Here is a 23,281-nt window from a genome sequence, read left to right as displayed (position 1 = left end):
GAATGGTTCTCATGCGAAGTGCTCGGCCTCGACAAGTCGCTTCCCCGCGACGTCCTTTGCGGCTAGCAACGGCTCAATTTCCAGCGGCCATTCGATACCGATCTCGGGATCGTTCCATAAGATGCTGCGTTCATGATCCGAATACCAATAATCAGTAGTCTTGTATAAAAACTGGGCCGACTCAGACAGAACCAGGAAGCCGTGTGCAAACCCCGGTGGAACCCACAGTTGCCTGCGGTTCTCTCCCGACAGTTTCACTCCGACCCATTTGCCAAAATCAGGCGACCGCCTTCGAATGTCGACGGCGACGTCGAAGACCTCGCCCTCCACCACCCGAACCAGTTTCCCCTGCGCATGCTCGATCTGGTAATGCAGCCCACGCAGCACTCCGCGTGCCGAGCGCGAATGGTTGTCCTGCACAAACTCGACGTCCGGCGCCACGTTCCCCGCAAACTCGCGGCCATTGAAGCTTTCATAGAAGTAGCCGCGCGCGTCGCCGAAAATCTTCGGCTCAATGAGCTTGACCTCGGGCAGCGCCGTAGCAGTTACGTGGATTGCCATGCGACTTGATCCTTGGAAAGGTTGAGCAGATATTGGCCGTACGCGTTCTTCGACAGCGTCCGGGCAAGCCTGAGAAGTTGCTCCTCATCGATCCAGTTGCGGCGGTACGCAATCTCTTCCGGGCACGCGACCACCAAGCCCTGCCGCCGCTGCAACGTCGCAATGAAAGTGGCCGCTTCGATCAGGGAGTCGTGCGTGCCTGTATCGAGCCATGCATAACCCCGGCCCATGATCTCGACATCGAGCTTGCGCTGTTCCAGGTAGTGCAAGTTCACATCGGTTATTTCAAGCTCGCCGCGCGGCGAAGGTTTGACATCGGCGGCAACTGCGCACACGTTGCTGTCGTAAAAATAGAGTCCCGTCACCGCGTAGTTCGAACGCGGCTTGACTGGTTTCTCCTCGATCGACAAGGCACGGAACTCGCCGTCAAACTCGACCACGCCATAACGTTCCGGATCGTGCACGTGGTACGCGAACACGGTAGCGCGGTCACTGCGCAGATTGGCGCTGGCAAGCTGCGCACCGAGATCATGACCGTAGAAAATATTGTCGCCGAGTATGAGCGCGGACGGGTCATTCCCAATGAATTGCCTGCCAATGATGAATGCCTGCGCCAACCCGTCAGGGGATGGTTGCACCGCGTACTGGATATTCATTCCCCAATTGCTGCCGTCGCCGAGCATTGATTCGAAACGCGGCGTGTCCTGCGGCGTGGATACGATCAGCACGTCGCGAATGCCCGCTATCATGAGCGTCGTTAGCGGATAGTAGATCATGGGCTTGTCGTACACGGGCAATAGCTGCTTCGATACGACCGTCGTGATCGGGTAAAGTCGCGTTCCCGAACCTCCGGCGAGAATGATGCCTTTTCGTGCCATCGTCAGTCCTTTTGGTTATCACACCCGCACTGCATAGTTATCCTCTACCCACTTCTGGTATTCACCAGAAGCGACCTCGTCTACCCACGCCTGGTTGTCGAGATACCATCGAACCGTCCTGGCCAGTCCGGTCTCGAAGGTTTCTGCGGGCTTCCAGCCGAGTTCGCGCTCAATCTTGCGAGCATCGATTGCGTAACGCCGGTCGTGACCCGGACGATCCTTTACGTAGGTAATTTGTTCGCGATAAAGGCCCTGCCCCTTTGGCCTCAAGGTATCAAGAAGATCGCACAGGACGTTCACGACGTCGAGATTCTTCATCTCGTTCCAGCCACCGATGTTGTACGTTTCGCCTGGCTTGCCACCTGCCAGTACGCGACGAATCGCTGCGCAATGATCACCGACATACAACCAGTCGCGCACGTTGTTGCCGTCGCCATACACGGGCAACGGCTTGCCGGCGAGTGCGTTGGCGATCATCAGCGGAATCAGTTTTTCGGGAAACTGATACGGTCCGTAGTTATTCGAACAGTTGGTCGTGAGGACCGGCAAGCCATAGGTGTGGTGATACGCGCGCACGAGATGATCGGACCCGGCCTTCGTCGCAGAATAGGGACTATTCGGCGCGTAGGCCGTTGTTTCGGAGAACGGTGGATCGTCGGCCGAAAGCGATCCGAACACTTCGTCGGTCGACACGTGCAGGAATCGGAATGCCGACTTTTGAGCGGCGGGTAGTGTGCTCCAATAGGCACGCGCGGCTTCGAGCAGCGTGAAGGTACCCACCACATTGGTTTGCACGAAATCGGTCGGACCATGAATCGATCGATCCACATGACTCTCAGCAGCGAAGTGCAGTATGGCGCGCGGTTTATGTTCGGCCAGCAACGCATCCATCGCGGCGCGCTCGCAAATGTCCGCACGCACAAAGACGTGCCTGGCATTACCGCTCAATGATTCAAGCGTGCCGAGATTGCCGGCGTAGGTCAGCTTGTCGACGTTGAGTACGGCTTCGCTCGCGCCTCGCAGCCAGTCGAGCACAAAGTTGGAGCCGATAAACCCCGCACCGCCTGTCACTAATATCATGGCATTCCTTTTGGGTCGTCCCGGTTCGTCCAGGGAAAGCTGCAAACCTGCATACATGGGCCGAGCATTGCTTTTCGAGTCCACCCGAGTCGACTCTGCCTACACCAGGCAATAGTCGATCACCCTGTTACGAATCACATCCCACGAATAGTTTTCCTTCACAAACGATGAGAGCCTGTCGCCTTCCGCGGCCCGCTCGGTTTGTGTCATCTCGCTCCTGCGCTGCACCTTCAGGGCCAGGTCCTCGATCGAATCGAACACGTAGTCCCCAGGTGGCAGATATTCGCGCACGCCGTGCGTATTGCTGCAAATCACCGGCACACCGGCGACCAGGCCCTCGAGCAAGGCATTGTTCGCGGTGGCGAACTTCAGCGGCAACAGCAGGAACAGGGAGTTCTCGATAATCTCCTGGTACTGCCGGCTGTTCAGGCGGCCATGACAAACGACATTGGCCGCTCGTTGGCTCTCGTCAAGCTTCTCGTACTTCATTCCCACCAGATCAAACACCACCCTCGGGTTGTGATGGAGAAAAAACTCAATGATCCGTGACAGCAGCGCGTAGTCGCGATAGGTGTCGCCCACCACGGTCAGATGCAGTTTTCCGTCGCTTGCGGACGGCCCGGTATTGTTACGAACCCGGCACCAGGTACCATGCGGAATCCGCGCTACCTTGCCCGGAAAATGATCGTCAAAAACAGACTTCTGCTGCTGGGTCAACGTAATGAATTTGCTCACAAAGCGGAGATTGAAACGCTTGAGCTTGAGGAACAGGGAATCGTCCCGCTCAAGCCAGTAGTCCTCGCCCAGATGCACCACGTAGATCACCTGCTTGCCGAGCATCCGCAAGATCGGGGCGGAGAAATAACCCGTCTGTTCCGGATAGAACAAGAGCACCGATCGGTAACGCAACGAACGTACGATCGTCAGCACGTCGATCAGCAGGAAATTGACTCTGCGCGAACGCGATCCTATCGGACTGTGGCCGCCCCATAAAGCGCCACCGTCGACGTAGTCCGCGCTCGACGCCACAACGTGGTGATACCCCGAGACCTCGTCATGATGGTCCCAGCGGAAACCGGAATAGAGCACCCGCTTTTCGTTTGTTGCTAAGGCCGAATGAGTCTTCATGCTTCACCTGTCGGAGTCGTTTCTGAGAACCGGTCCGTCACTTGTGACGTACCGCGACGATGCGGTCCACAAACACCGCGTCGCCCGCCTTCATGTCGACTGCCTGCACATACACACCCTTCTCATGATCCGATTCAAAAACGAACGGGCCTCCGGGCACCGGGATCGACTGGTAGGTTCCCTGGTTCAACGTGCTCGCTGACACCTGCTTGAAGCGATCCATAGGCGGATACGAGCCGACCCGCACGCTGCCCCCTCCTGCTGCTCCCGCGACCCGTACGTTCACGAACAGGTCCCACTTGCCCTCACGGGGCAGCTTGTCGAATTTAAGCTGGACCGCCCACACCGAGGAGTCGCCGGGCATGCGTATCGCCGCGCCGTCGGAGGCTGCTGCGTCCGCGACTATCCTCGCCGAACTATAGATATTCAGGTTGAGGTCCTGGATATCGCTCCAGTCCGCAGCCGGTAGTCCCGCACTCTGTGCCGGCGGAGTAGCTGGACGACGCTCGATGGCGAGCAGTTGATTGAGGCCATCGAGGTCACCCTCCTGGCGGTATGCCGACACATGCGTGCGCTGCACGGTCTCGTTGAAGCGTGCAATTCGCTTCGCATAATCCAGTTGCCATCCAGGAGCAGCGTGCGCGTCCTGGTACTCGCGACGACGCACGAGGATCACGAAATCGAGCGGCATGCGGGCCTGTTGCACGCGTGCCAACAGCGATGGGTCACCCGCTACCGCCTGCTCCGCGTTGTCGAACAGCTTGTCCGCCTGTGCGACGAATTGCGGGGAGTACATCTTCATGCCCACGGGTGTCTGCTCGGAGAGGACATCCCCGCTCGCAGCCAGTGCTGCATGCATCAAGTCGATATACGCAAGCAGTTGCGGCCCTGCCGCTCCGAAATAGTCCCTGCAATATTCACTCACGAGTTCGTGCACGTCCTGTCGCGGATCCCACAGCAGACGTCCTATCATCCAGACCCTCAGGCTGGCAAATTCCGCACCGGGCGTCGTCCAACTCCCTTCCGCGAAGTACCCCGAAACGCTCGGGAGTGTCGCCAGCCACTTGATGCTGGCGCCTATCGGATAGATGTTCGGCGTAGGTTGCAGGAAGCCGGCAAAGTTAGTCACGTGATCCCACACGAGCATGTGTTTCGCCATCGCACTCCAACCAGCGAGGCCCCGGCCCAACTGCACGTTGCGGCCAAGATTCAGCGGCGTGCTGTAGTCCACCTGGATGGTCATCGGATACACGAGGATGTAGTCCGGCAACACCATGCCGGCCGGTGGCGCGAATCCCCAGTGATAAGCATTGAAGGCGAACCGGGCGCCCGGCATCACCGCTCTTACCTGCCTCGCCACGTCCTCGACCATGTCGACCAACGGTGCCGAAGGATTACCGCCGTGCTGGTCAGCGAACTTGCGGCTGTCCGCATCCATGTCCCAGCCCCAGTCCATGTCGTGAATCCCGAACCAGACCTTTCTATAATCCGGCAAGGCCTTGAGCCGCTCGACGATCTGTTCCGCCATGATCCGGCGAACATCGGCATTCATCATTGCAACCTGGCCACCCGCGTACCATTCCGGATGAGTCTTCAAATACTTGTCGCGCGGCACCAAGTCCCAGAACGATGCATCGCCGCCCTTCGCCAACCAGCTGTGATCCCAATCGTCAAGTTCGGGGGGCGTAGGTGCGAACGACGGCCCATGAGACTCGCCGTTCAGCAAGTTGTGTGCGCGGAACGCCTTGTCCTGCCCCTCCCAACTGAGGACCTCGCGATAAGCGAAGCGTGGAACCTGCCGGTCATGAGGCGCATCGATTTGCAACGTCGGCCGTGAGGGCACATAGGTCGCATCGGGAGCAAGCCATTTCACGCCAAGCACCCGATCTAGAAACCAGTTCACGCCGTACATGGTGCCGCGCGGTGTTGCGCCCGCGATCACGAGATTCTCACCCGACGTACAGAGCACAAATCCGTCCGGCCCGAGTGTGTCAAAGGCGGCTGAGGGACACAGCTCACGAGCGAGCCGGTTGTCGAGGCCGATAACAATAGACGGTCCCGCCTGCGGTGCGTTGTCGTCAGCAAGCCGTCCGACGTTGCTGCCGGTAATGCGTTTCAGGTAATCGGCAAGATCGCTGGCAGCTTGCAAGGTCATGGCGTCTGCAAGCGCTCCGACCTGCACGTGGTAGCGTGTAGTGCCATGATCCGCGAGCGTCAGCGTCCGTGCAGGCGGCCCGCCTGACTTGATGATCCCGGCGAGCAACGCTTCTCGTTTTCCGGCTTCAATGGGAGCGGGCAAGAGTTTCGTCCGCATCTGCTCGCCCTGCAATGCGTCTGCAGTCGTCACGGCGTCATCGGTCGCGGAAACACTGACCCTGCTGAATCGTGCCGCGCCGGATTGTCCCTTCGCTTTGCGCAGATACAGGATCATCTGGTTCGCGCCTTCAGGCGCTTGCACGACAACGCCGGAACTATTCCATCCATCGCCAACGCCGCTGTTCACCGCCAGCGCGGGTTCTGTTCCCCAGGGCTGCTGGACCGAGTCGACACCTCTCCAGCCCGGATCGACTCCAGGGCCGCGGAAGCTGACTTGAACGAACGCCGCCTTTGCCGGTGTATCGACCGTGCGCATGTTCAAGCTGATTCGATAACGCCGGCCCGCCTGCACAGCGATCTTGTCCTGAGCGGCGTAACCCGACTGCACCTCTAGTGCGTTGCCGTACTTTGTATCGGAGACAATGGAGAACTGCTCACCCCACCAGCCTGTCTTGCCTTGCGCGAAATCCCCGTTGACGATCAGCGTCGCGGCAAGCGCCTGGCGGCTCAGACAAGTCATCGCCAGGACCGACATCACGAGCAACGCTCGAAGCAATAGAGGTCCGCCAGAGCGCGGCCGGTGCACGCGCTCTGGCATTCCCCCAGGAAATCGCAGTATGACAACGCTCATCGGGTTATCTCTTGACGCCCTCGATGCTCGGCGGCATCGAGAGTGGCAAGTGGAACTTGTTACGGAAGCGCAGCAGGCTCTGCAAGTGATAGCGGCCAGCACGCGACAGCGGCCCGCCGGCTGATTGCCGCTGATGGTCGTGCATGAGGCGTGCCCCTGGCACACAGGCGATCCGGTACCCGGAATTCCACACGCGCGCGCACAAATCGACGTCTTCCATGTAGAGGAAATAGCGCTCGTCCATGCCGCCCAGTTCCTCATAAACATTGCGCTTGACGATGAACCCCGTACCCATCACCCAGTCCGCGTCGAAAGGCACACCGGGGATCCAGGCTTCGATCATCATGTGGCGTTTGACACGGCGTTCAAGCGACCTCAGCTTACCGAGCGGCGTGCGCCGCCCGATGATATCCAGGAGGCTGTAGAAGCGGCGTCCGGAGTACTGCCGCACGCCGTCCGGATAGGTCAGGTCCAGGCCGACCATGGCGACGTCGGGTGCTGCATCCAGAACGGCCAGCGCCTTCTCTATGCTGTTGTCGACAAAGTAGGTATCCGGGTTGAGGACAAGGATTCTTTCCCGCATCCCGGCCACCGCGCCAAGATTGACCCCGGCGCCAAATCCGCGGTTCATGGACGCGCGAACAAGCCGCACACCATCGGGCAGGTTCGTGCGCAAATTCTGATAAGAATCATCAGGTGAAGCGTTCTCGACAACAACCATATCGGACGCACGCGCAATACGAAGAGCGAGCAGTGATTTCACGCACCTTACAGTCAATTCAGGTGTACGAAAGTTTACTATTACAACATTCAAATATCCTTCAGTGTTCATGGCTTCCTCGCAACGGACAAACAGCAGGCCGAAAAATGAAGCTATTGTTTTCTTACCAACGAAGCTTGCTCAACAATGGTCCAAAGTGCATCGGCTGAACGATCCCAACTAAACCGCATGGCTCGTTCACGACCGCACTCGATCAGCTCTTCACGCAGAACACGATCTTCTGCAAGCCGGTTCATCGCCTTGGTGATGTCCGCAACCGATCGCGGATCAACGGTCAGGGCCGCATTACCGGCCACTTCGGGCATTGCCGACACGTTCGACGTAAGCACCGGTACGCGCGACATCATGGCTTCCAGGATCGGCAAACCGAACCCCTCATAAAGCGATACAAAGGCAACGAAGAGCGCCCCCCGGTACAGCTTCGGCATCATCGCGTCCGGGACGTCTCCTGCAAAGCGCAGCCGCCATGAGATCCCGAGCGCGTGCGCCAACTCCTTGAGGGCGGCATCCGGCTTGCCCGTCAGCATCAGGTGGATTCCTTTCGCGGGAAGCGACGAGCGCGCATAGGCGGTAAACAATCGCTCGAGATTCTTGTAGTTCCGACGGTTGCCCGGGTAGAGCACATAAGGATCTTCGGACTCAAGTACCTCGTCGTTTCTCGCGTACGCCGGATCCACTCCGTTGTGCACGACATGCACCTTTGTGTGAGGCATGCCCGACCACGCGAGGAACTCGTTGCGCGTGTAGTCGGAAACGCAAATCACCGCGGTACACCGCCGGTACATTCGCCTGAACAGGACATCGTAATAAGCGCGATGCAGCCGCGAATAAAAATGCAAATGCGTCAGATCATGTACGGTCACGACCGTCGGCCGCTTGCTGAACGCCGGGGGAACGAACCCGGGGCTCCAGAACACGCCATCGTCCTCCTCGTCATCAAGCGCTCGCTTGATCACGAAGGGTGACCAGGGACTGCCCAGGCCACTGTTTATTGTCAGCGGGACGATGTTGATTTCATCCGGCGCGCGCTCCATGCATGCCGTCATCACGTTACCAATGCCGGTCTTCGCGGGCCAGCGCAGATCGGCGTAAACAGTGAGCGCTGGCATTGCAACAGCGAGGCGAGAATGATTATTCATGTCTATCCCTGATCAACCCATCCGAGCACACGATTCGTCGCAGCGATCCAGTAATAGCGCGCGCGACCCAGGTCTCCTTGCAAAATCGACATCACGCAGCCAGCGGCCGGCCTGGCAGCAACATAGAGAACGAAATGCATCGGATACCGATTCAATGACAGTACCCGGCCGAACCCGCGGTTATAGAGCCTTCCGCGCGCGTAAGCCTTTTCGTCGTAGGTCGTGATCGGCTCCGGATGGCAAACGCGCAGCGCCGGTTCATAACGAACCTTGTATCCGGCATTGAGCACGCCGAGAAGAAAATTCACTTCCTCTCCCGCTCCCCAGCGCGAACCCGACCCCACGCCAAGTTGTTCATCGAACCCGCCCACGGCACGCACGGATTCCGTACGCAGGAAGATCGTGTAGGACGTCGCACAGGTCCAGATGTTGTAACGGTTGACGATGAGCGGAGTCGTTGACCAGCGACCCTGTGAAGGCTTGCTGTCGCCGTCCACGCTGCACCCCGTCACGCCGGCGAGTTCTGCTTCGCTGCCGAACTTGTCCGCGACGAATTCAAGTACCTGTGGCGGGTACCAGCAGTCATCGTCCGGGAACGCCACAATGTCTCCGCTTACCGCTTGCAGGCCGACATTGCGGGCACGCGACAACCCTTTCTCCGAACGACAATAGACAATCTGAAACTCATCCTTGAAGCGCTCGATGACCTGTGTCACGCGGTCATCGTTGTTCTGGTCCACCACGATCAGCTCAAAATTCCGGTAGGTCTGCTCCGCAAGAGAACGGAACAAACGCTCGACTTCACTGCTGCGACCTAGGGTCGCCATGATCAGCGAGAATTTCATGTCGGCTCACCATGAACCCGCACCGGCTGTGCCCGCGGCCGAACCCGCACCGGCGAAACGAATCGTCCAGCCTGGCTACGTACGCTCCTGACCGCGCGAGCAGCGATGAAAGTCCCGTCACGTCCCCACGATACGAGATAACCGAGAAGAAAATAGGCCGTCTCGTTCTGATGCAATGGATTCGATATCGACCACGCTGCTATTGGCGCGAGGCAAATCACCGTTGCCCACCCAAGACCCAGTCCGCAGAAAAACACCATCCACATGATCAGCCCGGGAATCCCCGCGATCAGCATCAAGTCGAGCGGCGATGAAAAGACCGAGTTCGTACCCGCACCCAGTCCCTTGACGCTGACCACTGAAGTAGAGAAAAAACTTTCGACAAAACCAAAACCGTGACCCAGCCAGTCCTGCGCAATCAGACCCACGCTGATGGTGAACGCCAGGCCGCGCTCTTCTTCAAGACGAACATTCAACATATCACCCGAGAGCTCGCCTCCAAATCGCCAGTAATAAAGCCCGCCTCCCAGTGCCAGCAATAACAGCTTGATACTGTTATAGCCCTTCAACTGCGTGAGCAGGACGATCCCGCAGGGAATCAGAACAGTCTTCGACTCGCTTATCAGCGCATTCGCCACCCCGAATGCCAGGAGTATCGATACATCGAAAGGCTTGCGCTCCGACTGTAGAAACAGCATGTAACTCGCGCCGAAAAAGAATAGAGCAAACCAGTTACGCTCCAGAAACGAGCCGTGTATAGCGTCTTGCATGAATTCCACTTCCTTGTAGACGTAGGGAATATCAAGCTTCTGCAAGGCGATCTGGAACAGAAAAAACCCGATCAAGATAACGTACCCATATGGCAGCGGGTTCTCCAGGTAATGGCGGCCAAGCTGCCGGCCAACCAGATAGAACACCGGATACACGAGTGCGAACTTGATGATCTGCTCTATTTCCTTTATATGCGGATAACCCGCGAACAGGGTCAGCCATACCGCAACACCGAGAAACAAAAAGTAAGCAAGCACTTCGCGTCCCATCACATGGACGCGTCGTCCCACCAGCAACAGCGCGAACACGATCAATGCCCAGAACTGATTCAACTGGGCCCCACCGACCTGCGTGCACTCCAGGGACAAAAGCAACAACCCGCTGAGCAATGACAGATCGAAAAGAGCGTTCCGTGTGTTGTCCGAATGCAGGATGGACTTCGCAGCGCCCGGGTAGAGTTGAGATCCTCGCTCTCCTGCCGGCGCCGCACGAACTGGTTTCATAGGCATTACCCTGCGTAATACGCGCCGTACTTCATGCTTCGCTCCGGCACATCGTTGACCAGCACGCCGCTTACTTCCACGTTAGCGTTCAACAAGCGCCGCTCCGCTTCAGCGATTTCGGCCGAGGTGTGCCATCCATGCCGGACTGCGAACAGCGTCGTACCAGCGTAGCGGGCGACCACCGCCGCGTCCGCTACCGCCAGCAGCGGTGGCGCATCGATCACCACGACGTCGTAGCGCATGGACAACTCGTCGAGCAAACTCCTGAACCGGTTGCTCATCAGCAGTTCAGTCGGGTTGTTCGGCTTCGAGCCCTTTGGAAGAAAATCGAGTTCGGTCCCCGCCACTGCGCGGCGAATCAAACGTTCAGCGGACTGGCCTCCCACAGCTTCCGACAGGCCCGGGCTGGCGGGAACATCGAAGTACGTGTTGATATCGCCGCCGCGCATGTCTGCGTCGATGAGCAGTACCTTCTTGCCGCCCGTCGCCAGCACGGTAGCAAGGTTCGCTGAGAGAAACGACTTCCCGACATCCGGCCGCGGACCGGTCAACAGGATAATGTTGTTGCGCGGCTGGAAAGCGCCGAAGTGAAGCGCGGTCTGAAGGCTACGGATTGCTTCAACCGCAATGTCGTCGGGTGCTTGCGCAGCCAGTAAATGATGGCCCTTTGCGCCACGGCGCAACCGGCTCTCGAGCTTGGCCTGCATCTCGCTGTGAGGCACGATCGAATAGACCGGGGCGCCGAGAACATGCTCGAAATGCTCGGAGCGCTCAATGCCCGGACGAAACCGGCGACGCAAGAACGGTGCCCCCAGACCCAGGACCAGACCGACCATCAGCGAGATACCGATAATGATCATCTTTCTCGGCTTGACCGGTTTCGCTGACGTCATCGCCCAGTCGACTACCCGGACGTTGCCCATCTGCCCCGCCCTCACAATGTTCAACTGCTGTGCGCTGTTGAGCATGTTCGTGTACAGCTCGGTATTGACGCGTACGTCGCGCAACAGTCTGAGAGCGTTCTGCTCGGTGTTCGGCAACGCCGCGACGCGACCTGCGAAAGCGCGTTGCTGCTCCTTCAACTGATCGATGCTTTGCGTTAGCGAAGCAACCGCCGGATACTGGTCCGAGAACCGATGTGAAAGCTCGTTGCGCCGTTGCTCGAGGTCCAGCTGCCTGGACTGCGCATCCACCATCTGGCCAAGCAGCAACCGGCTCTCCTCGCTCAGGTCGACCGTGCCGTGCTCGTTGCGAAACGCGTTGTAGGCGTTTTCGGACTGCTCGAGCGCCGTCTTGAGCATGGGCAACTGCTGATCGAGGAACGCAAGGGTTGTCTGAGCTTCCTGCCTCTTATGTTCCACATTCTGCGCAACATACTTGCGTGCAATCTCGTTGACAATTTGTGTTATTTTTACGTTATCCTTACCTTCCAGGGTAACTGAAAGAATCCCAGCTTGTTTACCCAGTTCTTCTACCTTCAATTCCTTCTGCAAACGATCGATCGCGTCGAACTCACGCAGACGCCTGACAGAAAATTTTGTACCGGGATTGGCCACAAGACGGCTGACCTTGATCGCGACGTTCTCGCCTTGATCATTGCCAACGGCGTCCTCGCCGACCACCCCGCGGGCAACAATGATGTCATCACTGTTTTGCAGAATGTAAGTGCCGCCCGTCCCCGCCGTCAGCGTGTACGACTCGTCCGGCTTCGCGTCGAAAGCGGGCACGTCGATTGCCTCGCCACCCCACGCGTAGCTATTCAAGCCCAGCAACGGCCTGGCCAGATCGCTGCCCTTTGCCTGCCGCGCGATCCATTGACCGATTATCGGGAAATATTTTGGTGTGGCATCGACACTTAGATTCAGCGCCTTTACGGTCGGTTGAATCACGGCGCGGGAAAGGATCAGTTCAGACTCGGCAGCGGTCGCCGCAGCGGGGTCGAACGGGGTACTGGAGTCCTTGTTTTGCCATGGTGTTGGACTGCTGGTGCTGCTGCTATTCGGGTCTTCGACCTGAATCATGGCGTCTGCGCGAAAGACCGGTGGAGCAAGTAACGCGTAGGCAAGACCGAGCAAGAAGATGGTTAATACTACCCAGAAAACCGTCTTTCGGTTTTCCATTACAACATCGACGTTCTCAGCCAGTGAGACGTCTTCCCTCACTGATGGATCGATAAAGCGCGGCGCAATGCTTCTCGTCATAGAACTCTCGTCTCGTCACAGAACTCGAAACATAGAACTCGAAAATATGAGTGCAAGTTCGTTGCATGGGGCCAGTCTCCGGTGGCGGGAAGCAACTCTCTGGTTGCTGTGCAGCAGTAAATCACATGAATCAGCCAGAAACGAGACTTGGCGCTTGAGTCCGCCTTGTTGTCTTCTATTAACTACCTTTTAACCAAAAGATTACGGTGGACGTGCGCTTTAGCACTGACTGTGCCGGACCGTTAAAATACATAAATTTTTACATCTTGTTTCATTTAGTAGAACTTATGTGTCAAAAAACTGTAAAGAATTGGAGTGTTTAGCAATGGCCGTGCCCTGGTTTGTAACAGGCATGCACTCTTTTGTGTCAGGGATGCATTCGTTGGATGCACGACAATATACTTTCGCAGTCAAAGATTCTTGCAAAATCTAACATCTTCAAAAAGAATTTTGAAAGGCCTCAATAATTGCATCGTATTCCTGATTTAACGGAATGGACCGGCATACCTCTAAAGGCCCCGGGCGCGATGCAATAACCCTCTTTGTGACGTCCTGACGACGTTTGATAAAAAATCTCACCCATCATATGCAGCGGCGAGGTTGACGATACTTTTCTACATCGCTACGCTTTGTCCCAAACTTATCGGCTAAGTGAGGCACGCTCGTGTATACATACAGTCCAGATGGTGACGGCGAGTATTTGATCGAAGTCCGAAGGCTTGGTCCAAAATACACGTATTACTTGCGATCCCGCAGTGAGGCTCGTCCATTCACCCCTTCTACCGGGTTCTTCGACAGCGCGGAAGATGCATTGCAGGCGGCACTCACCAAGGCCGCTCAACTTCATTGCGAGGACGCGTAATAGCAAGATCTCGAGCAACACCTCGCTGGACCTTGACCGTGCAGGAGATGGCGACACGACCCGTTGTTCCCGTCGGGGGTAATCGGATGGGCTGCCGGTATGGAGGATCCCGCGCAGACATTCGATACGGCCCGTCTTTGTCGTTATGCCGAACAGAAGAAAAGCGCAACCGACTGGCCTGGGCCGCTTCTGTTTTTCACTCTATATGGATCCAGTACCTTATTGGTAATTTTCACCTATCATATGGAATCCGAAATAATACCAGGTGGAAATTTGTGCTTGATCGTAGCGTTGTTACTGTTGGTGCTCACGCGGTGCCTCGTCATATGCGCCGCCCCAACGACTACAGGCATGCAAGCCTTTTGAAGGTGCTGCCATGTTGCGCCAACAGGATACGTCGAACACTGTGCCCTCGCCCGAATCCCGGCTTCATCGAATATAACTAAATATGAAGAATTTAGTTAAAACAATCGGCATGATACTCAGCGCTATTCGTCTCACCCCTCATTTGATCCTTCTGATGACCCGAGACAAAGCTGGATTAATTCGAGCGGATATCGAGCGATGGAGTGAAATATATATGAAAGACCAAAAGCTCCACCCTACTCGCGCGTTCATCCAATTGATGACTATCTACCCCGAATATCGGAATCTCTTTTATCATCGCGTTGGCTGGCTCGGGAAGATAGTCAGTCCACTGTGCCGGCCGATGAATACCCTCTTTATTTCAACCGATATCATTGGACCCGGTTTGTTTATTCAACATGGTTTTGCGACGATAATCGCCGCAAAATCAGTTGGAGCAAACTGCTGGATCAACCAGCAGGTGACAATTGGATATTCCAGTGCAAACGACTGCCCCACCATTGGTGACAACGTGACGATCAACGCGGGCGCTAAAGTCATTGGTGGCGTCGCTATTGGAAACAACTCGAAGGTCGGAGCGAACGCGGTCGTTGTTAAAAACGTGCCCGCGAACTCGACCGTTGTTGGTGTTCCCGCCAGGATTGTGAGGCGTGACGGCAAGCGCGTGGACGAGCCGCTTTCCTGATCAGCTTCACGGGTTTCTCACTCTCCCAGGTTTCATGCAAAACGATATTTCTCGGTGACTTCCTTGGAAGCGTAAATTATCATGGCTGTCATTAATACTTCGGTTGCTACTACAGAATAAGCAGCACCAAGAGCCCCCCAGTGATATATGACAAGTGGCGCCTGCAGAATGTGAAATATGGCCCCCACGAAATAGATCTTCTTTAACACGGCCTGATTTCCAGATGCGATGAGGCGAAGTTGAACAAGCGTTGCCGCGACACCAATAATAACGGGCACAATGATCATTACCCTCAAGATCGGAAAGGTGTCGTGGAATTTGCTCCCAAAAAAATGCTGGACGAACCACTCGCCAAAGAGCTCGAATCCCACAAACATCAACGCGCCTGCCGCCAAAAATACGAGAATGAATCGCCTTATGATTTTCTGAACCCCGAGATGATCGCCCTCAGCATACATGCCGCATATTTTTGGGAAAAACGCTTGTATGGGAGGCGTTGAAAGCTGGCGAAGAGGCGTAGTGATTTTATCTGCCGCAACGTAATATCCCACACCAACGCTGCCACTGATCAATCGCAGCAGCAACACGTTGGCGTACATATATATTGAGGTCAAAGCAGAACTGAGAAAGAGATGGTACGAATCCTTCGCCTCTTCAAGAATGGATTCGATAGACGTCTCGACCTTAAGATATATCTCGCCCTTGGAAAATGCGATTGCCGTCAGGATCAACCCGGAAAATAATGAAGGTACGAACTGCAAGGCCGACGCCAGCCCAACGTCCCCACTTCCCTTGACCAACAAGAAAAGCGGAGCAAGCAGGAGGATTCTTATCACCACGACCCACATCGCGAGCAATGACATACGTTGCAGCCCTTGGTAGAGCCAGGTGGGTGTGAGCACGTTTCCCCATAAAACCAGGTTCGCGAGCAATAGCGAGGTTCGATCCCCAGGACTTTTATAAACGACTAATGCAAGAAAAATCAGGACCGCTGAACCGACCAAAGCCAGCATCGCCTTTGCGGTCGTCGTTGTCCAATATATTCGATTTATGATCCCCGGTTCGTCCCTATGGATAGCAATTTTTCGGGTACTGGTAAGATCAAATCCGAAATCGACGAAGATCAGTAAGATTTGTGCGACTGTTTGTGCATACCCGATCGTCCCTATGCCGGCTGGACCCAGAACGTACGAAAGATACGGTATCGTGATCAGTGGCAAAACGTAAGTTATCAGCTGAACCCCGTAGAGAGCGACGATACTTTTTCGCGTCGATACCATGGCACTCATTCGCTAAGTTGATTGATTGGAAGCATTCGGAGGCGAATCTTGTTCGGTAACAGACGCCGCACTGCTACAAAAATTTCTTGAACCCTGCCCTGACTGCAATCTTTTCCGCGACCGTCAGCGGTTTCGGCTGGACGAAGCCGGTGTCGAAATGTGCAAGCCGCATACTAAAAAACAGCTCCTGGAGTACGCATCTGGCTTTATTGGCCATGCCGGTGCTGTTTTTAATCGACAGTGGTTCCGCTTTGTACCAGGCGTCGGGATTTGTCGAGAAGAGCCAGCCAGAAATGTGCCGCCTGAGGGACTGCGCCACGGCTGGTCCAAAAAAGCTGTCTTCGTCCGGACTGTCATTGATGTAAGCGTTCAGCTCCGGCACGTAGATCATGTGGTTGATGCTTTTGAGCGCGGCGTCATCCATGACGAAAAGATTGGATCGCACCCAACGTGTTCCAAGCAGGTGGTTGACTTCTACCTGTCGCACGGCTGAATCGATTCGGCCCGAAATAAATTTCGTCCCCATATAGGTACGAACTGCGCCATGCAAGTTTCGTAAAAAGAACCGGTCAATTGGCTGATGTGTGCCGACTGTGTCGTTGGCAAACAGGCAAGTGAAACGCTCGGGAATGCTCGCTCTGAGATCGTTCAAGCCCCGCTGATAGGCGCCAAATTCGAGGCCTTCATTGTCGTGCCGAATGATTTTTACGGTGGGAGCGGCGTTTAGGAAGACACTTTCTGCGTGTTTTTCGCTGATCGCCGGGTTGTTCACTACTACGCGCAAAGACTTCATTTCTTGCCAACCACCCAGTACCCCGATTATCCGCGCAATCTTTGTCAGGTAAGCAGGGTAGTAGACTACAACGATCATGTGCATATCTTCTTTAGCGCTACGGTCGCCCTTGCTATCCATCTGAAATCTATCCCTCATATCAGTCCCGCCCAACATCCAGGTTCGAGACAAGTTAGATTCATGACCCTACCGGGGCCGCGATGCTGGATTTTGTGTTCGGTCAAATAACATGTGGTTTCGACCATCTATCTCGGCGTACAACTCAAGTGTGCCGCAGTTCAGCTGCTACATTAGCTCAGTAGAACATCTCAAAACGGTGAAAATTCGGTATGTCGGGCTGTATCTGTGCTTTGTCTGAATTTAGCTAATCCACGGCGCCCAGTGTTTGCAAAATGCTTTGTCGCAATAAGCGAATCTGCTATAGCGAACGCACCCAAGAACAAACGATGTCACCGACGATCAAGACTACGAACGCGGCCGCGAACGAGGTCTTGATCGACTCCATCATCCGGCGAACGTGATGCTGACTTGCGTGCGTTGCTAAGCGGCCTGCTCCATTGAGGCTGCGCCACCTGCATGAAATGATGGTTGAACGAGCCGAGATCCCGGAGACGGTGATGTTTGACAAGAGCGGAACAGATCTCGCCCCGGAAGGCAGTGCCCCGGGAAGTGCAGGAATTCAGGGCCTTCCACTGCGTGCGCGTCATTCTGCGTGGCATCGAGTTGATACGTATGTTCGGGAAAGGACAGGTTAAAAATCAAAGCGAGACGCCCCTGTGCGCCGTGCAGAAGCTTCATTCCTCATTTTTATAAGTAATCCTTTGATTATTCAGTGCGCCTGGCTTATTCCAGTTATGGCGGCAAAACCCAACCGCCCTGTCAACGTGACGGTGTCGGGCCCGAGCGCACCGCCACAGCGAAGGGACGAGGCACGCTCAGAACGGGGAGCACTGGCGCCCCTCGCCTTACCGCACCGTGCCTATCCTCAAGTTCATCGTGCAGCGGTCGATATCACTACTGCCACGCCTACGTGGTGAATATCGAACGAGCCGGACGAAAGGCGTAAAATCCGGTGAAGAAATTTTTGGCAAGGATTTTTGACCGCGCCCACGCACGAAGCGCTGGGACAGATTCCAAGAGCGAAAGCTCAGGACGTCAGTCCAAGTCAACCAAAGCAGAGCGGCACGGCGGTCAATGAAATCTGGAGTAGGGAATTCGTAGGTAATCTGACATGACGAACACGACAGCAGCGCAACGACTGAGGTCAGCAATATCCGGAGCGGATGTTGACCGTTCACGGCGGAGCGAATTTTCAGTGCATCAAGGGCGTTGGCCCAAGTTTGCTTTGCGTCGTGCTAGCCGCTCACCGATATTGAATGCCTGCAAGCCTCACATCAGCGACCGCTGCGGGCGGTGGACGCTCGATGAGAAATTCGATCAGGTATCCGAATTATTTTACGCCCGACAGGTATACTATTGGCGCGCACTCTCTTCGCCATAGCTCTTCCCGGAGCCCAGGCACGACAGTGGAACTTGAACACACAACTAATGACCAGATCGGGACCTTGATGAGCACTCCAACCCCGCCTGCCGGACGGCCGCCGTTGACCGGTAACGTAGCAGTCGCGCCGCGCGGCGTCATCCGCGCAACGCTTTCTATTGCACTGCTTCTGACAACAATAGTGTTCGTGATCTCACTGGGCGCCACGTTGGAAGCGCTGGCGGAAAAGTACCTGATGAAAATTGGCACAGGTAAGCACGAGCAATTTCTTGCATTCTTTATTCCAGCTACCATCTACATCGGTATCGCGGTTGTGATCTTGCTGTTGATACGCATGGTACTCGTTCGGCGTAAGCGCACGGTATAAGGGGCTAGTTCTGAAAGAACCCGGCGGACTGTCAACTTTTCTGGCGAACGGTCAGTTTTGACGCGGAGCCAGGTGCCCGATACAAACTCAGCGCTTGTCGCGGACTGCCTGTTGCCGCCGGCCTTGCGCCGCGAGGTGCGTCTGAATCACCTTGGAACGCGAGCCGGCGAGCTGCGAACGTTGCGCTGCTGCGCTCGCTTTCTCACTGGTCAAACCCACTCTCGCCTTGGGACTTATCGTCGCTGCTGCAACCGCCTCGCGCTTGCTGGAGGGCCCTTTTGAGGCGACTACCTTGCTTTTCCCGACGAGCGGTTTACGTATCACGGCTAGCGCAAGCGCGCGTTCCGCCTGGTTGGCCTGACGGGCTTCGGTTGCGGCAAGCTTGGCCTGTCGGCCCTCGAGGCGCTGCTGCACTTCTTCGAACAGCTTGACCTTTTGTTCAGTGCGCGCGTTGTCGTTACCCAGCACGCCCGACTTGGTGCCCGTGCGCTCGCGGGTGGCCAGTTTCTGACGGCGCAGAAGATCACGATACTTGTCACGGAGGGTGCAAGCGCGCTTTATTTTCTGGCGCAATTGCGCGGCGCTCCACCCGGTCAGGGCCTCGCCGACACTGCATTCAAACAACGGCAACTCGGATGCGCTAAGCAATCCTCGGGCGTGGCGGCGGTTGTATGCCATGTGAAAACCTCCTGTGTCTATGCTGAATGTATAGAACACGCCGCTCACCAGGGCAAGGCTGCGTTTTTCGAAAAATATCTCGGCTGCGAGGTCGTCGCGGCCGGACAGCACTGCCTGCTCAAGCGTAACGCCTTCGACATTGTCCTCGAGCAGGTCGACGACGAGGTACCCGTCTGGCCGAAAAACTTCCACTTCGGCCTGGAAGTCGACACCTGCGTATGTCGGCACCTCCTTCATCGAGACATACCTGTTTGACGGCGACACCCGTCACAAGGCGAGCGCGGAAGCGGTTGGCGGTGGCGCGCTATTTGCGCTGGCGCCGGGAAAAGGCATTTTCGCGCACCGCGAGCCCGATGGCGTGCTGCACACGTACGTGGAGTTGAACAAGCCAAAGGACTGGATTGACAGCATCGACTTCTCTGACCCGGCAGCTGCCAAGGCCCACGTTGCCAGGGAGTTCGATGGCTGGGCTCCGGAGCTGACAGCGTTGATCACCGACGGTGAGACGGACCCTGTGCCTCGCCCTATTCATGCGCTTCCCGTCGAGCACAGATGGGCTCGCGTACCCGGCGTGACACTCCTCGGCGATGCAGCGCACCTGATGATCCCGTCTGGCGAAGGAGCCAACCTCGCAATGTTCGACGGCGCTGAACTCGGGAAGGCCATCGCCGCCAACCCCGATGACATTGAAGCCGCGCTCACTGCGTATGAAAAGGACCTCTTCCCCCGCAGCGCGTCCGAGGCTGTGGAAGCGCAAGGCGTACTCGAGGTGTGTCTCGGCCCCAACGCGCCCCAGAGCCTGGTTGATTTCTTCACCAATAACCAGCCCGCAAAGTAATTGCCCTGCACGGCTGAACCTTGAATGACCTCGAACAACAGCGTCTGATCGAACGGGACGTGATCGACGCGTCCGATCTGCTTGCTTCGCACATGGAGCGGATTGCGTTCAGCGTTTGAAAATACGCAGACGCCATCGTCGCGTGACGACGGTGAACGCGTTGCCTCGGTCCGCATTAATGGGAATCGGCTGCGAGAGATAGCCGTTCACGGGATGGCGGACATAGGCCAGGTACTCGTTATCGTGATCGAAGGCGTTTTCCGCCAGGGTCCAGCTTCTGACTTACGTCTTCGCAGCGTCTATTCGGGCCGCCTTATTGCCTCCCGCATAAATCCAAGCAAGTCCTCATTCGCCCACGACCCTTTCGTCAACTCCGGCTCGTTCTGCAGTGCGTGGCGAATCTTCGCATGCGTCGCCGGATCATCGCCGGCATAGCTGCGAAACAGATCCATCCACCGTCGCGCCAGTTCGCGTGCTTGCGGCGAATCCGGTGTCACGCCTTCGTCGATTGCATCGCGCGCATCGGCCATCAACTGCGGCCATTCCATCGCACGCTTGCCGTAGTTCGCGCGCAGAAAGTGAAACTCCCCGGGCGACAAATACCGCTCAAAGATCGCAATCTTGGTCTCGGCGAAAGCGCGAATCACGTAATCGCGCAACTCGGGCGAAATGCCCATGCTCGCCTGCATCGACGGCTCGTTGTCGTGCATGCGGTTCAGCTTTGCAAACATGCGCGGGTCGTTGTTGGTGTCGCGCGCGAGCAGCGTCATCCAACGGTCCGCAAGCGCGCGTGGACATTCATCGGCGGGAGAAACACCGGCGTCCATCAGGACGCGCACCTCTGCGACGAGTTCCGTCCACTCGACGGACTGCGTCTGGGTCTTCCGGTACATCGGCAAGCGGTCCAGTTCTTCTTGGGAAAAGTAGCGGTTGAACATTGTCATCAACTCCAGGGTTCTGAGCCAGTCGACCAGCTCGGGCTCCTTGCCGTCCATCAGCGTGCCGCGCAGTTCCTGAAGACGGTCGCGCAAGCGCGCCGCCTTGTCGATCTGCGCGTCGAGCATCGCGATCTGACGTGCGACGATGTCGGCAAGAGGCTTGTCGGGCTGGGCTAGATAAGCGCCGATGTCGGCTAGCGTGAGACCGAAGCCGCGCAACGCCTGGATTCGGTGAAGCCGGGCAATGTCGTCACGGTTGTACAGCCGGTAGCCGTTATCGGCGCGCGCCGAAGGCGTGAGCAGGCCGATGGCGTCGTAGTGATGCAGCGTGCGGACGGTCAGTCCGCTCTTCTTCGCCAATTCCCCTACTTTCAAAAGTATGCAAGCCCCCGTTCAGTGCGCACGATGAAGGCTAGAACCTTACGCTACGTGAGGGTCAAGCGGATCGCCAACGACATCGCTCCTCACAGCACAGCACATTGCGTCGAAACGTTATATGATGCTCATCATGAAAAATCCATCAATCAACCGGAAAACCGTCAGCCGGAAGGAAATCACGCACGAGCGTATCGTGCAGGTTGCGGCGCGCGTGATTCGTCGCAGCGGCTACGACGGCACGGGCGTGGCGGACATCATGAAGGAGGCCGGCCTGACACACGGCGGCTTCTATGCCCACTTCCCATCGCGCGAGGTCCTGCTTGCCGAAGCGGCTGACCGGGCCGGTGCTGAAGCCGTCGCCCTGTCGGAGCAAATAGCCGCCTCCGTGCCTCCAGAGCAGGCATTGCGGTCATTGGTGCGCGCCTATCTGTCGAAGGAGCATTGTGAAGACATGGAGACTGGCTGTCCGGTCTCCGCCCTCGGCTCGGAGATGCCGCGCCAGGCGCCAGTCGTGCGGCGAGCGGCCACCCGCCGTATCAAGGAGATGATCGATGTCGTTGCGCGCCAATTGCCCGATTGGGGTCAACCGGGCGCGCACGAACAGGCGCTTACGACGGTGGCCACCATGGTTGGAACCATGGTGCTGGCGCGCGCCGTTGACGACCCCAAGTTGTCGGAAAGTTTTCTTGAAGCCGCATTGAAAAAACTCGCGCCCATCGATGCGTGAATCCACCGGCCCGGTGTCGGTTTTCGTTGGATTCAGAATATGATGTATATCATATTTCAGTGAGATGAATACTCGACAAACCAGGTAAAGACATCCCTCAATATCAGAAGGACAACATGGAAACCCGAAATACGGCCAGTGGCCCCGCCGGCCGTCTGACTCAACCAGAAACTGACAAGGAACCGTGATGAAGGCATTCGTCGTCGATCGATATGGACGCAAGAATGGCATACGAGCTGCCGATATGCCGCCCCCGGAGCCGCGCGAGGACGACGTATTGATCCAGATCCACGCCGCTAGCGTGAACCCTCTCGATTCGAAGATCAGGGATGGAGAGTTCAAGCTTGTCTTGCCCTATCGCTTGCCTCTGATTCTGGGCAACGACTTGGCCGGGGTGGTCGTTCGCGTCGGATCGCGCGTACGACAATTCAAACCGGGCGACGAGGTCTATGCGCGACCGCACAAGGATCGCATTGGCACCTTCGCGGAATTCATTGCGGTCAAAGAGGATGGCGTAGCCCTCAAGCCCACCACTCTCACGATGGAGGAAGCGGCTTCAATCCCGCTGGTGGGATTGACGGCCTGGCAGGCGATGATCGAAAAAGGACAACTCCGGAAAGGGCAGAAGGTGCTCATTCATGCTGGCTCGGGCGGCGTTGGTACCTTTGCCATTCAACTGGCCAAGCATGCGGGAGCGACTGTCGCAACCACCACGAGCGCGCGGAATATCGAACTGGTGAAAAGCCTCGGCGCGGATGTCGTTATCGATTACAAGAAAGATGACTTTTCACTCATTCTAAAGGACTACGATGTAGTTCTGGATACGCAGGGTGGAAATACCCTGGAGAAGTCGCTGCGAGTGCTCAAGCCGCGTGGCAAACTCATAGGGATCGCCGGTCCGCCTGATCCTGATTTTGCCAAAGAGACCGGTGCGTCCTGGTTCCTGAAAACGGCGATAGGGAGGGTGTAATTAGTTTTGTGTAAACGGTCATTTGGCAGGAGACTGCCAGCATCCAGGAGCAACGATGACCGTA

The 23,281-nt window shown here is 56.6% G+C and carries 18 protein-coding genes and 1 pseudogene; 5 read left to right on the top strand and 14 right to left on the bottom strand.

Annotated features, from left to right (window positions below):
* Positions 1 to 9: 9 nt before the first annotated feature.
* The 10 genes from rfbC to AWB69_RS35765 form a co-directional block, all read right to left on the bottom strand.
* Positions 10 to 561 (bottom strand): dTDP-4-dehydrorhamnose 3,5-epimerase, encoded by a 552-nt coding sequence (gene rfbC / locus AWB69_RS35810; protein WP_062091525.1) that lies wholly within the window; start codon positions 559 to 561, stop codon positions 10 to 12.
* Positions 546 to 1,439: a glucose-1-phosphate thymidylyltransferase RfbA gene (rfbA, locus tag AWB69_RS35805; RefSeq protein ID WP_062091524.1), complete on the bottom strand. Its 894-nt coding sequence runs from the start codon at positions 1,437 to 1,439 to the stop codon at positions 546 to 548. Before rfbA ends, rfbC begins: the two co-directional genes overlap by 16 nt.
* A gap of 18 nt (positions 1,440 to 1,457) precedes the next feature.
* Entirely contained in the window at positions 1,458 to 2,519 is a 1,062-nt protein-coding gene (gene rfbB / locus AWB69_RS35800) for a dTDP-glucose 4,6-dehydratase (RefSeq protein WP_062091523.1), read from the bottom strand.
* Between the two features lie 99 nt (positions 2,520 to 2,618).
* Positions 2,619 to 3,647 (bottom strand): glycosyltransferase, encoded by a 1,029-nt coding sequence (locus AWB69_RS35795; protein WP_082913739.1) that lies wholly within the window; start codon positions 3,645 to 3,647, stop codon positions 2,619 to 2,621.
* A 37-nt stretch (positions 3,648 to 3,684) separates the two neighbouring features.
* On the bottom strand, positions 3,685 to 6,594 hold the full coding sequence (locus tag AWB69_RS35790; RefSeq protein WP_156529079.1) for a DUF4838 domain-containing protein: 2,910 nt from the start codon (positions 6,592 to 6,594) through the stop codon (positions 3,685 to 3,687).
* Positions 6,595 to 6,598: 4 nt separating this feature from the next.
* Positions 6,599 to 7,426, bottom strand: coding sequence for a glycosyltransferase family 2 protein (locus AWB69_RS35785; RefSeq protein WP_062091521.1), 828 nt, complete (start codon positions 7,424 to 7,426; stop codon positions 6,599 to 6,601).
* 41 nt (positions 7,427 to 7,467) lie between these two features.
* Positions 7,468 to 8,514: a glycosyltransferase family 4 protein gene (locus AWB69_RS35780; RefSeq protein ID WP_082913738.1), complete on the bottom strand. Its 1,047-nt coding sequence runs from the start codon at positions 8,512 to 8,514 to the stop codon at positions 7,468 to 7,470.
* Between the two features lie 2 nt (positions 8,515 to 8,516).
* Positions 8,517 to 9,359 carry a glycosyltransferase family 2 protein gene (locus AWB69_RS35775; RefSeq protein WP_062091519.1) on the bottom strand — a complete coding sequence of 281 codons (843 nt, stop codon included), beginning with the start codon at positions 9,357 to 9,359 and terminating at the stop codon, positions 8,517 to 8,519.
* Positions 9,356 to 10,633, bottom strand: a complete 1,278-nt coding sequence (locus AWB69_RS35770) for a hypothetical protein (protein WP_197500390.1) — start codon at positions 10,631 to 10,633, stop codon at positions 9,356 to 9,358. The genes AWB69_RS35775 and AWB69_RS35770 overlap by 4 nt, the downstream gene beginning before the upstream one ends.
* Before the next feature lie 5 nt (positions 10,634 to 10,638).
* Entirely contained in the window at positions 10,639 to 12,834 is a 2,196-nt protein-coding gene (locus AWB69_RS35765) for a polysaccharide biosynthesis tyrosine autokinase (protein ID WP_062091518.1), read from the bottom strand.
* A 1,310-nt stretch (positions 12,835 to 14,144) separates the two neighbouring features.
* Here AWB69_RS35765 and AWB69_RS35760 point away from each other — a divergent pair.
* Positions 14,145 to 14,747 carry a serine O-acetyltransferase gene (locus AWB69_RS35760; RefSeq protein ID WP_063977976.1) on the top strand — a complete coding sequence of 201 codons (603 nt, stop codon included), beginning with the start codon at positions 14,145 to 14,147 and terminating at the stop codon, positions 14,745 to 14,747.
* A gap of 32 nt (positions 14,748 to 14,779) precedes the next feature.
* Here the strand turns inward: AWB69_RS35760 and AWB69_RS35755 are convergent, their stop codons facing one another.
* Positions 14,780 to 16,036, bottom strand: a complete 1,257-nt coding sequence (locus AWB69_RS35755; protein ID WP_082913737.1) for a flippase — start codon at positions 16,034 to 16,036, stop codon at positions 14,780 to 14,782.
* Between the two features lie 64 nt (positions 16,037 to 16,100).
* Positions 16,101 to 16,940, bottom strand: a complete 840-nt coding sequence (locus AWB69_RS35750) for a hypothetical protein (protein ID WP_156529078.1) — start codon at positions 16,938 to 16,940, stop codon at positions 16,101 to 16,103.
* A 1,406-nt stretch (positions 16,941 to 18,346) separates the two neighbouring features.
* Between AWB69_RS35750 and AWB69_RS35745 the strand changes: the two genes are divergently transcribed.
* Positions 18,347 to 18,688: a hypothetical protein gene (locus AWB69_RS35745; RefSeq protein ID WP_156529077.1), complete on the top strand. Its 342-nt coding sequence runs from the start codon at positions 18,347 to 18,349 to the stop codon at positions 18,686 to 18,688.
* A gap of 87 nt (positions 18,689 to 18,775) precedes the next feature.
* Here the strand turns inward: AWB69_RS35745 and AWB69_RS49840 are convergent, their stop codons facing one another.
* Positions 18,776 to 19,603 (bottom strand): hypothetical protein, encoded by an 828-nt coding sequence (locus AWB69_RS49840; protein WP_231937341.1) that lies wholly within the window; start codon positions 19,601 to 19,603, stop codon positions 18,776 to 18,778.
* 121 nt (positions 19,604 to 19,724) lie between these two features.
* Here AWB69_RS49840 and AWB69_RS49835 point away from each other — a divergent pair, with 121 nt between their 5' ends.
* A complete protein-coding gene (locus AWB69_RS49835; protein WP_231937340.1) occupies positions 19,725 to 20,204 on the top strand; it encodes an FAD-dependent oxidoreductase in 480 nt (159 codons plus the stop codon).
* Between the two features lie 299 nt (positions 20,205 to 20,503).
* Here the strand turns inward: AWB69_RS49835 and AWB69_RS35730 are convergent, their stop codons facing one another.
* Positions 20,504 to 21,523, bottom strand: coding sequence for a MerR family transcriptional regulator (locus AWB69_RS35730; protein WP_062091513.1), 1,020 nt, complete (start codon positions 21,521 to 21,523; stop codon positions 20,504 to 20,506).
* Positions 21,524 to 21,638: 115 nt separating this feature from the next.
* Here AWB69_RS35730 and AWB69_RS35725 point away from each other — a divergent pair, with 115 nt between their 5' ends.
* Both AWB69_RS35725 and AWB69_RS35720 read left to right on the top strand, forming a co-directional pair.
* The gene (locus tag AWB69_RS35725; RefSeq protein ID WP_062091512.1) at positions 21,639 to 22,247 is read left to right on the top strand and encodes a TetR/AcrR family transcriptional regulator; all 609 of its coding nucleotides are present in this window, start codon (positions 21,639 to 21,641) and stop codon (positions 22,245 to 22,247) included.
* Positions 22,248 to 22,434: 187 nt separating this feature from the next.
* Positions 22,435 to 23,196, top strand: a pseudogene (locus AWB69_RS35720) (NADP-dependent oxidoreductase); the annotation flags it as partial.
* Between the last annotated feature and the right edge of the window lie 85 nt (positions 23,197 to 23,281).

The organism is Caballeronia udeis, assembly GCF_001544555.2.
GTDB lineage: Bacteria > Pseudomonadota > Gammaproteobacteria > Burkholderiales > Burkholderiaceae > Caballeronia > Caballeronia udeis.
This window is presented reverse-complemented; position numbering and strand designations above follow the sequence as displayed.

Coding starts and splice junctions, on each gene's coding strand:
- rfbC (WP_062091525.1), bottom strand. CDS start 561: ATGGCAATCCACGTAACTGCTACGGCGCTGCCCGAGGTCAAGCTCATT.
- rfbA (WP_062091524.1), bottom strand. CDS start 1,439: ATGGCACGAAAAGGCATCATTCTCGCCGGAGGTTCGGGAACGCGACTT.
- rfbB (WP_062091523.1), bottom strand. CDS start 2,519: ATGATATTAGTGACAGGCGGTGCGGGGTTTATCGGCTCCAACTTTGTG.
- AWB69_RS35795 (WP_082913739.1), bottom strand. CDS start 3,647: ATGAAGACTCATTCGGCCTTAGCAACAAACGAAAAGCGGGTGCTCTAT.
- AWB69_RS35790 (WP_156529079.1), bottom strand. CDS start 6,594: ATGAGCGTTGTCATACTGCGATTTCCTGGGGGAATGCCAGAGCGCGTG.
- AWB69_RS35785 (WP_062091521.1), bottom strand. CDS start 7,426: ATGAACACTGAAGGATATTTGAATGTTGTAATAGTAAACTTTCGTACA.
- AWB69_RS35780 (WP_082913738.1), bottom strand. CDS start 8,514: ATGAATAATCATTCTCGCCTCGCTGTTGCAATGCCAGCGCTCACTGTT.
- AWB69_RS35775 (WP_062091519.1), bottom strand. CDS start 9,359: ATGAAATTCTCGCTGATCATGGCGACCCTAGGTCGCAGCAGTGAAGTC.
- AWB69_RS35770 (WP_197500390.1), bottom strand. CDS start 10,633: ATGAAACCAGTTCGTGCGGCGCCGGCAGGAGAGCGAGGATCTCAACTC.
- AWB69_RS35765 (WP_062091518.1), bottom strand. CDS start 12,834: ATGACGAGAAGCATTGCGCCGCGCTTTATCGATCCATCAGTGAGGGAA.
- AWB69_RS35760 (WP_063977976.1), top strand. CDS start 14,145: ATGAAGAATTTAGTTAAAACAATCGGCATGATACTCAGCGCTATTCGT.
- AWB69_RS35755 (WP_082913737.1), bottom strand. CDS start 16,036: ATGAGTGCCATGGTATCGACGCGAAAAAGTATCGTCGCTCTCTACGGG.
- AWB69_RS35750 (WP_156529078.1), bottom strand. CDS start 16,940: ATGGATAGCAAGGGCGACCGTAGCGCTAAAGAAGATATGCACATGATC.
- AWB69_RS49840 (WP_231937341.1), bottom strand. CDS start 19,603: ATGAAGGAGGTGCCGACATACGCAGGTGTCGACTTCCAGGCCGAAGTG.
- AWB69_RS35725 (WP_062091512.1), top strand. CDS start 21,639: ATGATGCTCATCATGAAAAATCCATCAATCAACCGGAAAACCGTCAGC.